We start from the raw sequence: 13,407 nt of genomic DNA, 5'->3' as shown, positions 1-13,407 counted from the left end.
GGCTTTTTTTGCAACATTTTTTACATAACCTGATTAAATTCCTATTTTTCCCTATCATTGTCCCTGTTTTTTCTGGAGTTTTGGGGCTATAATAGTCCTATCAAATCAAAGAATGGAGGAAGGCGATGGATAATATAATCTTTTTTATCAGTGTTTTTCTTGCTGGAATTCTTTCCTTCTTTTCTCCTTGTATTTTACCCTTGTTACCGGTCTATGCAGGGGTCTTGTTGGATGACAAAGATGGTGCTCAAGCTTCTAGTGGAAAATATTCAATATCAAGTGTTAGTCTATTGCGAACTTTGGCCTTTATAGCAGGAATTTCCTTTGTTTTTATCTTACTGGGCTATGGAGCTGGTTTTTTAGGCAATTTGCTGTATGCTTCTTGGTTTCAGTATGTGACAGGTGCGGTTATCATTTTCTTGGGCTTGCACCAGATGGAAGTCTTACATTTGCAGGGGCTCTACAAGGAAAGAAGGCTACAATTAAGGAGACAGGGGCAAAAGGGTAAGGGCTATAGTCAGGCATTTTTACTGGGATTGACCTTTAGTTTTGCTTGGACGCCATGTGTGGGGCCGGTTCTTGGGTCTGTTTTAGCATTGGCAGCTTCAGGTGGTTCAGGAGCTTGGCAGGGAGCTGGTCTCATGTTGGTTTACACGCTGGGCTTGGCGCTACCATTTTTGGTTCTAGCTCTTGCCTCCAGCTATGTTTTGAAACATTTCCGAAAACTCCATCCTTACCTCGGAACCCTCAAAAAAGTGGGAGGTTTTCTCATTATCGTAATGGGAATCTTGGTGCTTTTGGGAAATGCTTCCATTTTGACTACATTATTTGAATAGAAAGGAAGAAGACATGAAAAAATGGCAAACATGTCTCCTTGGAGTAGGCTCAATCTGTTGTTTGGCAGCCTGTTCGGCTAAAAACATGTCAGACGAGTCTACTATGAAGGAGCAAACCAAAACAGAACAAGTCAGCACGCAAACTGCCACTAAAGGTCAGGCGGTTGCTGATTTTGAATTGACAGGTGTAGACGGCAAGACCTACCGCTTGTCTGATTACAAGGGCAAGAAAGTTTATCTTAAATTCTGGGCTTCTTGGTGTTCTATCTGTCTGGCTAGTCTTCCGGATACGGATGAAATTGCTAAGGATGCTGGTGATGACTACGTGGTCTTAACAGTGGTGTCTCCTGGTCACAAGGGAGAACAAGCGGAAGCTGACTTTAAGAACTGGTACAAGGGCTTGGATTATAAAAATTTCCCAGTTCTAATTGATCCATCAGGCAAACTTTTGGAAAGTTATGGTGTCCGTTCTTACCCAACTCAAGCATTTATAGACAAGGAAGGCAAGCTGGTCAAAACGCAACCAGGTTTTATGGATAAGGATATGATTTTAAAAGAATTGAAAGAAATGGGGTAGAGAAAAGTCATGAACGATAAAGTAAAATTGTTTGTCTTGGCAGGGATTTTTTTCCTAGCCATAACCGGTTTCTATTTTCTATTGATGCGAAATGCAGGGCAGACAGATAGCTCGCAAATTGAGAAAGCAGCAGTTAGCCAAGGAGGAAAAACAGTGAAAAAAACAGAAATTAGTAAAGACGCAGACTTGCATGAAATTTATCTAGCTGGGGGATGTTTCTGGGGAGTGGAGGAATATTTCTCACGCGTTCCCGGAGTGACAGATGCCGTTTCAGGCTATGCAAACGGTAGAGGGGAATCAACCAAGTACGAATTGATTAACCAAACAGGACATGCGGAGACTGTCCATGTCACCTATGATGCCAAGCAAATTTCCCTCAAGGAAATATTGCTACATTACTTCCGCATTATCAATCCAACCAGCAAAAATAAACAAGGAAATGATGTGGGGACCCAGTACCGTACCGGTGTTTATTACACAGATGAGAAGGATTTAGAGGTGATTAACCAAGTCTTTGATGAGGTGGCTCAGAAATACGACCAACCTCTAGCAGTTGAAAAGGAAACCTTGAAGAATTTTGTAGTGGCTGAGGATTACCACCAAGACTATCTCAAGAAAAATCCAAATGGCTACTGCCATATCAATGTCAATCAGGCAGCCTATCCCGTCATTGATGCCAGCAAATATCCCAAACCAAGTGACGAGGAATTGAAAAAGACTTTGTCAACTGAGGAGTATGCAGTTACCCAGAAAAATCAAACAGAACGGGCTTTTTCAAACCGCTACTGGGATAAATTTGAATCTGGTATCTATGTGGATGTAGCAACTGGCGAACCCCTCTTTTCATCAAAGGACAAGTTTGAGTCTGGTTGTGGTTGGCCTAGTTTCACCCAACCAATCAGTCCAGATGTCGCCACCTATAAGGAAGATAAGTCTTACAATATGACGCGAATGGAAGTGCGAAGCCGAGTTGGAGATTCTCACCTTGGCCATGTCTTTACGGATGGACCACAGGACAAGGGTGGCTTGCGCTACTGTATTAATAGTCTCTCTATCCGCTTTATTCCTAAAGATCAAATGGAAGAAAAAGGCTATGCTTATTTACTAGATTATGTCGATTAAGAGGTCTTTCCTAAGCAGTTAGAGGAGAATTTTGCTATACTGATACTAGTAAGTGACAAAGGAGAGAAGCATGACCTACACAATCTTAATCGTAGAAGATGAATATCTGGTAAGACAAGGCTTGACTAAACTGGTCAATGTAGCAGCCTACGATATGGAAATCATCGGTCAAGCTGAAAATGGAAGGCAGGCTTGGGAATTGATACAAAAGCAGGTGCCAGATATTATTTTAACCGATATCAACATGCCTCAGCTAAATGGGATCCAGTTGGCCAGTCTGGTCCGAGAAACCTATCCTCAGGTGCATTTGGTCTTTTTAACAGGCTACGATGATTTTGATTATGCCTTGTCTGCTGTCAAACTAGGTGTGGATGATTACCTACTCAAGCCCTTTTCTCGTCAGGATATCGAGGAAATGCTGGGGAAAATCAAGCAAAAGTTGGATAAGGAAGAGAAAGAAGAGCAGTTACAAGATTTATTGACTGATAAGTTTGAGGGAAATATGGCCCAGAAAATCCAGTCCCATCTGGCTGATAGCCAATTTAGTTTGAAGAGTTTGGCCAGTGACTTGGGTTTTAGCCCGACTTATCTGAGTTCTTTGATTAAGAAAGAGTTAGGCCTGCCTTTTCAGGATTATCTGGTGAGAGAACGTGTCAAACAAGCCAAGCTTTTGCTTTTAACTACCGATCTGAAGATTTACGAGATCGCAGAGAAGGTTGGCTTTGAAGATATGAACTATTTTACCCAACGTTTTAAACAGATTGCAGGTGTGACACCTCGCCAGTTTAAGAAGGGGGAAGATCGATGAAACGTTCTTCTCTCCTAGTCAGAATGGTTATTTCCATCTTTCTGGTCTTTCTCATTCTCCTAGCTCTGGTTGGGACTTTCTACTATCAATCTAGTTCTTCAGCCATTGAGGCTACTATTGAGGGCAATAGCCAAACGACTATCAGTCAGACTAGCCACTTTATCCAGTCTTATATCAAAAAATTAGAAACCACCTCGACCAGTTTGACCCAGCAGGCAGATGTCCTAACCTATGCTGAGAATCCCAGTCAAGAAAAGGTCAAGGGAATTCGAGATTTGTTTTTGACCATTTTAAAGTCAGACCAGGACTTGAAAGCTGTTGTGCTGGTAACCAAATCTGGTCAGGTCATTTCTACGGATGATAGTGTGCAGATGAAAACTTCCTCAGATATGATGACTGAGGATTGGTACCAAAAGGCCATTCATCAGGGAGCTAAGCCTGTTTTGACACCAGCTCGTAAATCAGATAGTCAGTGGGTCATTTCTGTCACTCAAGAACTTGTTGATGCAAAGGGAGCTAATCTGGGCGTGCTTCGTTTGGATATTTCTTATGAAACTCTGGAAGCCTATCTAAATCAACTTCAGTTGGGGCAGCAGGGCTTTGCCTTTATCATCAATGAAAACCATGAATTTGTTTACCATCCTCAACACACAGTTTATAGTTCGTCTAGCGAAATGGAGGCTATGAAACACTACATTGAGACAGGGCAGGGCTATACTCCAGATCACAAATCCTACGTCAGTCAGGAAAGAATTGCTGGAACTGATTGGACGGTGCTTGGCGTGTCTTCGCTGGAGAAGTTAGACCAGGTTCGGAGTCAACTCATGTGGACCTTGCTTGGAGCCAGTTTCACATCTCTTCTTGCCTGTCTCTGCTTGGTGTGGATTAGTCTTAAACGTTGGATTGCTCCTCTGAATGACTTGAGAGAAACCATGCTGGAGATTGCTTCTGGTAATCAGAATCTTCGTGCCAAGGAAACTGGTGCCCATGAACTGAGAGAAGTGACTCGTCAGTTCAATGCCATGCTGGATCAGATTGATCAGCTGATGGCGGATATTCGCAGGCAGGAAGAAACGACCCGTCAGTACCAACTTCAAGCCCTATCGAGCCAGATTAATCCGCATTTCCTCTATAATACATTGGACACCATTATTTGGATGGCTGAATTTCAGGATAGTCAGCGAGTGGTTCAGGTGACCAAGTCCTTGGCGACCTATTTCCGCTTGGCGCTCAATCAAGGCAAGGACTTGATTTGCCTCTCTGACGAAATCAACCATGTCCGCCAGTATCTCTTTATCCAGAAACAACGCTATGGGGATAAGTTGAACTATGAGATTAATGAAGATTCTACTTTTGATAAGCTAGTCTTGCCAAAGCTGGTGTTGCAACCTCTAGTAGAAAATGCTCTTTACCATGGCATTAAGGAAAAGGAAGGTCAGGGACATATTAGAGTTTCTGTTCAGAAACAGGATTCAGGAATGGTCATCCGTATTGAGGATGATGGAGTTGGTTTCCAAGATGCTAGCGATAGTAGTCAAAGTCAACTCAAACGTGGGGGAGTTGGTCTTCAAAATGTTGATCAACGGCTCAAACTTCATTTTGGAGAACATTACCAAATGAAGATTGATTCTATTCCCTCAAAAGGTACGACAGTTGAAATATACATAAATAGAATAGAAACTAGTTAACTCCCAGTCAATTCTGGGAGTTTTATGCGTAATTGGGCAAGCTTTCTAGGTTGTCTATCTTGCTAAAACGTAGAAAAAACGATATGATAGATAATGACAAAAGAGGTATCAAGTATGAAGGAAAAAGACATTCAAAGAGAAACTAGCCAGATTGTAAACGATGTATTAGAAAAGGCCAATTTGAAGCAAGGATCTATCTTTGTTTTGGGCCTTTCTTCTAGTGAAGTAATAGGTGGTCAGATTGGCAAGGAATCCAGCCAAGAAATTGGGGAAATCATCGTGAAGACCATCTTAGATATCCTAGAGGAAAAAGGAATTCATCTAGCTGTTCAAGGTTGTGAACATGTCAATCGGGCCCTCGTTGTTGAACGTCAGGTGGCAGAGCGGTTTGGTCTGGAAATCGTCAGTGTCCTTCCCACTCTCCATGCAGGAGGTTCAGGTCAGTTGGCAGCCTTCAAGTTTATGCAAGATCCAGTTGAGGTTGAATTTATCAAGGCTCATGCTGGATTGGATATCGGAGATACTGCAATTGGTATGCATGTTAAGCATGTTCAGGTTCCGATTCGCCCTCTTTTGAGAGAAATTGGGCATGCCCATGTAACGGCTCTTGCTAGCCGTCCAAAATTAATTGGAGGTGCGCGTGCGCATTATCCACAAGATTCTATCAGAAAGTCGTGAGAATGAAAAAAACAAAACAACAACTAGAAAAAATCACCAAATATTCGATTCGTAAGCTAACTGTTGGGGTAGGTCCTGTAGCCATCGGGGCCTTCCTTTTTGGTGCCAGTACCCTTTCAGTGGATAAGGTTCAAGCCAATGAAGTCGGTGGTGCTCATAGCGTTCATTACCGTTATTTGGCGGAGCAGGAATTGACCGAGTCTGAAAAAGCCCTGATTCATCATGAGGTTCCAACAGAATTTCAAGATGAAGATATTCTCTATGTAGTTTATCGCAAGAAGGCAACTAATAGTCAACAACTTCCTTACACAGGAAGTAAGGAACTAGCTTTGGCAGGTCTTGGCTTGGCAACTGCTTCTCTAGCAGTCTTTTTGGTGTCCAAAAAAGGTCGCAAAGAGGTTCTAGGTGTTCTCTTGATTGGTTCTTTAGGAGCCAGTACCTTTGTACCTTATGGGACATTCGCATTTGAAAATAAAGAATTGCTTTCTTATAACCAAACTATTTCGGCCTCTACACATGAAGGATTGGCTGAAGGGATTATCCACATTGATGGCTATGAGTATATTGGATACTTTAAGGAAGCGGAACTCCATCCATCAAGACCAGCTTCAGCTGAGAAGCCTCAGTTGCCAGTAGAAAAGCAAAGTGCAAATGAAATCGAGAAAACAGAAGTAGTTCAAGAAACACCTGCTGTTGCTCCAGAAACTATCGTTGAAAAACCTGTGACACAAACTTTAGTTGCTCCTGCTGCTGAAGAAAAACCAGTTTCTGCGAATCCTCAGACAAGACAGGAAGAGAGCTTGGTAGAGATTCCGTTTAAAACAGTCACAAGCCCAGATACTAATCTAGCAGAAGGACAGACTCGTATCGTCACAGCCGGAGTAAATGGTCAGCGTCGCCTTGTAACCAAAGTATCAATGCTTAATGGTCAAGAAGTTAGAGAAGTTATCGAAGACCAAGTGGTTCAAAATCCTGTGTCGCAAGTTATTGTAGTCGGAACGAAGAAAGAGGTGCAACCTGCTCCAACTCCAACCCCACAAGCTGAACCAACTCATCAAGTAGCTAAAGGGACCCAAGAGGAAGGTAAAACTGGCCAAGCCTTAACACAACCAGAATTGCCAGAGGCTCCAGTAGAAGCAAAAGGGACTCAAGAACCAGGTAAAGAGGGCCAAGCTCTAACACAACCAGAACTTCCAGAGGCTCCAGTAGAAGCAAAAGGAACTCAAGAGGAAGGTAAAGAAGGTCAAGCTCTAACACAACCAGAACTTCCAGAGGCTCCAGTTGAAGCAAAAGGTACCCAAGAGGAAGGCAAGGAAGGTCAAGCTTTAACACAGCCAGAATTGCCAGAGGCTCCAGTTGAAGCGAAAGGTACCCAAGAGGAAGGTAAAACAGGTCAAGCCCTTGTACAAGATCAGTTACCTGAGTACAAAGTAACTGAGGGAACCCTTGTTGAAACATCAACTACAGACTTAGACTACAAAACTGAAACTACTGAGGACCCAACCAAGTACACGGACGAAGAAACTGTCGTAAGAAATGGTGAAAAAGGTAGTCAAGTTACTAAAACAACTTATAAAACAGTGGAAGGTGTAAAAACTGATCAAGTTCTTTCAACTAGCACAGAGGTCACCAAGGAACCTGTAAACCAACAGGTAAGTCGTGGGACAAAACCAATTGAAGGAACTCTGGTAGAAGAAAGTCTTGAAAAGATTCCATTTAAGGAAGTTGTTAAAGAAGATGACCAACTGAAAAAAGGCTTAGAAGTTGTAGCTCAAGAAGGTAAAGAAGGTCAGAAAAAAATTACCAAGACCTTTAATACCATCAAAGGAGTGAAAACAGAAGACGCTCCAAAAGTTACAGAGGAAATCATTGAAGCACCTCAAGACAAGATTTTGAAACGTGGTACCAAGACTTTTGAAAAACCAGTATTGACTATCACGGCAGTTGAACCTAAGGATTTGAAGCGTACTTCAGATGTTAAGTACAGTCTAGAAAATCCAAGTAAGGCAGCCATTAAATCTATCACCCTAACTCTGAAAAAAGGTGATGAGATTGTCAAAACTTTGAATGTTTCGCCAGAAGACTTGAAAACTACTCTGACAGATTTGCAGTACTATAAGGATTATAAACTTGAAACCAAGATGGTTTATGACCGTGGTGAGGGTGATGAGGAAGAAGTTCTGAAGGAAGAACCTCTAAGAATTGACCTCAAAAAAGTTGAAATCAAGAACATCAAAGAAACAAGCTTGATGAGTGTAGACGCTGACGGTAACGAAACAGATACTAGTTTGCTTACGGAAAAACCAGCTGATGTTGCTCCGCTTTATTTACGAGTAACCACTCATGATAACAAAACAACCAGACTGGCTGTTGATAAGATTGAAGAAGTCACAGTTGATGGCAAGACCTTGTATAAGGTCACTGCCAAAGCACCTGATTTGATTCAACGTAATGCTGATAACACACTTAAAGAAGAGTATGTTCATTACTTTGAAAAACAAAAAGCAAAAGAAGGTAATGTTTACTATAACTTCAAAGAATTAATTGAAGATATGCAAAAAGAACCGACTGGTACCTTTAAGCTTGGTAGCAATATCAATGCTGCCAACGTTAAACCAGCAGGAAAATCTTATGTTACAAATGCTTTCAAAGGAACATTAACAAGTACTGATGGTAATAAATTTACCATTAGCAATATGAACAGACCTTTATTCGGTGATATTGTCGGTGGTACAGTAAAAGACCTACTACTTGAAAATGTAAATATCGACATGCCAGGAACCGATAGAATCGCACCGATAGCTAACGTTATTAAAAATAATGCTACTGTAGAGAATATTAAAGTAACAGGTAACGTTGTTGGTAACAATGATGTATCTGGTGTTATTAATAAAATTGATGGCAGTGGAAAATTAAGTAACGTTGCATTCATCGGTAAAGTCCACGCCGCTGGAAATAAAGGTGGTTACTTAACAGGTATCGTTGGTGAAAACTGGGAAGGTATCGTGGAAAAAGCTTATGTTGACGCTGAAATCACAGGTAACAAAGCTAAGACTGCCGGAATTGTATATTCATCTCAAAACGGTGGTAACAACAGCACTTTAGGTAAAGAAGGTACCCTTCGAAATTCTGTAGCAAAAGGTTCTATCGAACTTAAAGAAGCTGTTATGTCTGGAGGATTATTAGGTACTAACTGGGCGCTGGGGGCTATAGAAGACAACATCACTATGATGAAAGTTAAGACTGGTGAGATGGTCTTCGGTCACTCTGATATCGATGCTGATGATTACTTCACATACTCTAGAACGAAACGTAACTACAGTGTTGAAGGTGTAAGTGAAGGTAAAAAGACTTATAAAAACTCAAATAAAGTCCCTAGTATAACTCAAGAAAAAGCGGATGAATTAATCGCTAAAATGGGAATCACTGCTGATAAATTCGAAAGCACACTTCCTGTTGAAGACAAACTGAACAACATTGTAAGTAAGGCTGATCAATACAAAAATATTGATGATTACGACGCATCTCGTGAGCTTGCTTACCGAAACATTGAAAAACTTCAACCATTCTATAATAAAGAATGGATTGTTAACCAAGGTAACAAGATTCCTGCTGGTTCTAAATTATTAACTACAGAAGTTTTGTCTGTTACTGCTATGAAAGGAAATGACTTTGTCACAGACCTTACAGATGCTGATCACATTATGATTCATTATGCAGATAAGACGAAAGAAATTAAAGCTATTACACAAAAAGAATCGAAGGTTCAACAAGTTCGTGAATATAGTATTAATGATTTAGGAGATATTGTTTACACACCAAAAAGGGTTGTTAAAGATCGTGCCGATTTGATCAGTGCTATCGAAAGTAAATTGAGTCCAGTTGAATTGCAATCTGATGATGTTTACAAATTATTCGGAAAAAATGGTGACGGAAAAGTTAACGCAATTAAGAACCTTTACTTAGAAGAAAGCTTCAAGTATGTTAAAGATAATCTTAATCAATTCGTTACGAAGTTAGTGGAAAATGAAGATCACCAACTGAACACTGATGAAGCCGCTAAACGTGCCTTGATTAAGAAAATTGATGACAATAAAGCTGCAGTTCTTCTTGGTTTGTCTTACCTCAACCGTTACTACGGAGTTAAATTCGATGACTTTAACATTAAAGAGTTAATGTTATTCAAACCTGATTTCTATGGTAAGAATGTGAGTGTCTTAGATAGAATCATCAGTATTGGTTCTAAAGAAAACAATGTAAAAGGTGACCGTACTCACGATGCATACCGTGAAGTGATCGCTGGTGCTACTGGTAAGGGTGACCTAAATGCATTCTTAAAATACAATATGGAACTCTTCACAAGTGACACAGATTTAAACGATTGGTTTATTAAAGCAACTAAAGATAATGTATATGTCGTTGAACCAACAACTACAAATCCTGCATTCGCAGATAAGAAACACAGAGCTTATGAAGGATTAAATAACGATGTTCACGGTAAGATGATTCTTCCCCTTCTGAACCTAAAAGATGCACATATGTTCTTAATCTCAACATATAACACTATGGCATATAGCTCATTTGAGAAATATGGTAAGTATACTGAAGCTGAGCGTGAGGCATTCAAGGCTGAAATTAATAAAGTAGCTAAAGGTCAACAAAATTACCTAGACTTCTGGTCACGTTTATCATTAGATAAAGTTCGTAATCAACTGCTTAAGAGCAACAATATGGTCCCAACTCCTGTGTTAGATAACCAAAACTATAAAGGAATCAGCACAGATAAATACGGACATACTGCTAGTGGTAAAGATGTTGCGCCAATTCGTGAATTATATGGACCAACCGGTCGTTATCATGCAACAGATGGACGAATGGGAGCAGTAGCTCGTGTTTATCCTAAACCATATAAAGATGATTCGGTGTTCTTCATGGTGACAGATATGATTAGTGACTTTGGTATTTCAGCCTTTACACATGAAACAACTCACGTAAATGACCGTATGGTATATCTAGGAGGTTCGGGACACCGTGAAGGTACTGACTTAGAAGCATTTGCTCAAGGGATGTTACAATCTCCAGCTGAATCAAGTCCAAACGGTGACTTTAAAGCATTAGGATTAAACATGGCCTATGAACGTCCAAATAACGGAAACCAATGGTATAACACTAATCCAAATGACCTTGCATCTCGAGAAGAGATCGATCATTACATGAAAGGTTTCAATGATACGCTCATGCTTCTTGATTATCTAGAAGGTGAAGCCGTTCTTGATAAACACGATAAAGAACTAAACAACGCTTGGTTCAAGAAAGTGGATAAAAAACTACGTGGAGCGAATACGAAGAATCAATATGATGTAGTTCGTGATCTGAATGCAACAGAAAAAGAATATGAGTTGAATTCTGTTAATGATTTAGTAGAGAAAAACTTCATGACAAAACATGGTCCTGGTAATGCTACATATGACCCAACTGGATTTGGAACTGCCTATGTAACAGTGCCTATCACTGCAGGTATTTATGGTGGTAATACAAGTGAAGGAGCTCCTGGCTCAATGTCATTCAAACATAACACCTTCCGTATGTGGGGTTACTATGGATATGAAAAAGGCTTCCTAAACTACGCTTCAAATATGTTAAAAGCTGAATCTAAAAAAGCTGGTAACGCTACTTTAGGTGACGACTTCATCATTAAGAAAGTTTCTGATGGTAAATTTACTTCTCTAGAAGCTTGGAAGAAAGAATACTTCAAAGAAGTTGTGGATAAAGCGAAAGCAGGATTTAACCCTGTTACAATCGACGGTACTACATACAGTAGTTACGATGACTTGAAGAATGCATTTGCTGCAGCTGTTGAAAAAGATAAAGCTACTCTTAAGAATGGATCAGTTAAATTTGACAATACTGTTACACTTAAAGAAAAACTATACAAAAAACTTCTTCAACAAACAAACAGCTTTAAAACTTCAATCTTTAAGTAATTTTATTAGTCCTGAAGGGACTGACTTAATATCAAAAAGGGGCTCTTTGTCAACTGTAGTGGGTTGAAGAAAAGCTAAGATCTAGAAAGGACGGATTTCGTCCTTTCTTTTTTGATATTGAGAGCGATAAAAATCCGTTTTTTGAAGTTTTCAAAGTTCCGAAACCCAAATGCATTTCGTTTGATAAGTTTGATGAGATTATTGGTCGCTTCCGATTTGGCATTAGAATAAGGTAGTTGAAGGGCGTTGACAATCTTTTCTTTATCCTTGAGGAAGGTTTTAAAGACAGTCTGAAAAAGAGGATGAACCTGCTTTAGATTGTCCTTAATAAGTCCGAAAAATTTCTCAGGCTCCTTGTTCTGAAAGTGAAAAAGCAAGAGCTGATGGATATTATAGTGATGTTTCAACTCTTCTGAATAGCTCAAAAGCTTGTCTAGAATCTCTTTATTTGTTAAGTGCATGCGAAAAGTAGGGCGATAAAATCGCTTATCGCTGAGTTTACGGCTATCTTGTTGTATGAGTTTCCAATAGCGCTTGATAGCCTTGTATTCATGAGATTTTCGCTCAAATTGATTCATGATTTGGACACGGACACGACTCATAGCACGGCTTAGATGTTGGACAATGTGAAAGCGGTCGAGAACGATTTTAGCACATGGGAGTGAAACAGTCTGGGAGACTGTTTCAGCCTGAGCCTAGAAATTCGAAAGCGAAGCTGTTTAGCCAAGTCATAGTAAGGGCTAAACATATCCATCGTAATGATTTTCACCTGACAGCGAACTACTCTATCGTAGCGAAGAAAGTGATTTCGGATGATAGCCTGCGTTCTACCTTCAAGAACAGTGATAATATTGAGATTGTCAAAATCTTGTGCAATGAAACTCATCTTTCCCTTGGTGAAGGCATACTCATCCCAAGACATAATCTCAGGAAGTTGGCTAAAGTCATGCTTAAAGTGAAAGTCATTGAGCTTGTGAATGACAGTTGAAGTTGAAATAGCCAGTTGATGAGCGATATCGGTCATAGAAGTCTTTTCAATCAGCTTTTGCGCAATTTTTGGTTGATGATACGAGGAATTTGGTGATTTTTCTTGACGAGAGAGGTCTCGGCTACCATCATTTTAGAGCAATGATAGCACTTGAAACGACGCTTTTTAAGGAGGATTCTGGTAGGCATACCAGTTGTTTCAAGGTAAGGAATCTTAGACGTTTTTTGGAAGTCATATTTCTTCATTTGACTTCCGCAATCAGGGCAAGATGGGGCGTCGTAGTCCAGTTTAGCGCTGATTTCCTTATGTGTATCCATATTGATGATATCCACAATTTTGATGTTTGGGTCTTTGATATCGAGTAGTTTTGTGATAAAATGTAATTGTTCCATATGATTCTTTCTAATGAGTAGTTTGGTCGCTTTTCATTATAGATCTTATGGGACTTTTTTTTCTACACAAAAATAGGCTCCATAATATCTATAGGGGGGTTACCCACTACAAATATTATAGAGCCCAAAAAGTAGAGGCAAGTATGTCTTCTCCTTTTTATTTATGTAGTAATTGACTGTTCATTTACAAGCATAATTATTGAATATATTTATAGCCAAAATACTAGAAAATAGATTTTCAAAAAGTAGATGAAATGTCAGGCAGGGCTTTGTTTTATGGATTCTGTTCTAGTTCAAACAACTTGCAAAAATGGCTTAAAAATTATAAAATGAA

The 13,407-nt window shown here is 39.9% G+C and carries 7 protein-coding genes and 1 pseudogene; 7 read left to right on the top strand and 1 reads right to left on the bottom strand.

Annotated features, from left to right (window positions below):
• The first annotated feature begins 125 nt into the window (after window positions 1-125).
• The 7 genes from ccdA2 (at window position 126) to QMQ21_RS06410 (ending at window position 11,693) form a co-directional block, all read left to right on the top strand.
• Entirely contained in the window at window positions 126-836 is a 711-nt protein-coding gene (gene ccdA2, locus QMQ21_RS06440; RefSeq protein WP_261814116.1) for a thiol-disulfide oxidoreductase-associated membrane protein CcdA2, read from the top strand.
• A 13-nt stretch (window positions 837-849) separates the two neighbouring features.
• Entirely contained in the window at window positions 850-1,413 is a 564-nt protein-coding gene (locus QMQ21_RS06435) for a redoxin family protein (protein WP_261814115.1), read from the top strand.
• 9 nt (window positions 1,414-1,422) lie between these two features.
• Window positions 1,423-2,535 (top strand): peptide-methionine (R)-S-oxide reductase MsrB, encoded by a 1,113-nt coding sequence (gene msrB, locus QMQ21_RS06430; protein ID WP_261814114.1) that lies wholly within the window; start codon window positions 1,423-1,425, stop codon window positions 2,533-2,535.
• A 70-nt stretch (window positions 2,536-2,605) separates the two neighbouring features.
• Window positions 2,606-3,343 (top strand): response regulator transcription factor, encoded by a 738-nt coding sequence (locus QMQ21_RS06425; protein WP_020903450.1) that lies wholly within the window; start codon window positions 2,606-2,608, stop codon window positions 3,341-3,343.
• A complete protein-coding gene (locus tag QMQ21_RS06420) occupies window positions 3,340-5,031 on the top strand; it encodes a cache domain-containing sensor histidine kinase (RefSeq protein ID WP_261814113.1) in 1,692 nt (563 codons plus the stop codon). Before QMQ21_RS06425 ends, QMQ21_RS06420 begins: the two co-directional genes overlap by 4 nt.
• A 114-nt stretch (window positions 5,032-5,145) precedes the next feature.
• Window positions 5,146-5,709 carry a TIGR01440 family protein gene (locus QMQ21_RS06415; RefSeq protein WP_180374885.1) on the top strand — a complete coding sequence of 188 codons (564 nt, stop codon included), beginning with the start codon at window positions 5,146-5,148 and terminating at the stop codon, window positions 5,707-5,709.
• 2 nt (window positions 5,710-5,711) lie between these two features.
• Window positions 5,712-11,693, top strand: coding sequence for a ZmpA/ZmpB/ZmpC family metallo-endopeptidase (locus QMQ21_RS06410; protein ID WP_261814112.1), 5,982 nt, complete (start codon window positions 5,712-5,714; stop codon window positions 11,691-11,693).
• Between the two features lie 74 nt (window positions 11,694-11,767).
• Here the strand turns inward: QMQ21_RS06410 and QMQ21_RS06405 are convergent.
• Window positions 11,768-13,073 (bottom strand): annotated as a pseudogene (locus tag QMQ21_RS06405) (transposase).
• Between the last annotated feature and the right edge of the window lie 334 nt (window positions 13,074-13,407).

The sequence above is a fragment of the Streptococcus bouchesdurhonensis genome (assembly GCF_948472335.1).
The sequence above is the reverse complement of the archived record's forward strand: the minus strand, read 5'-3'. Positions and strand labels throughout refer to the sequence as shown.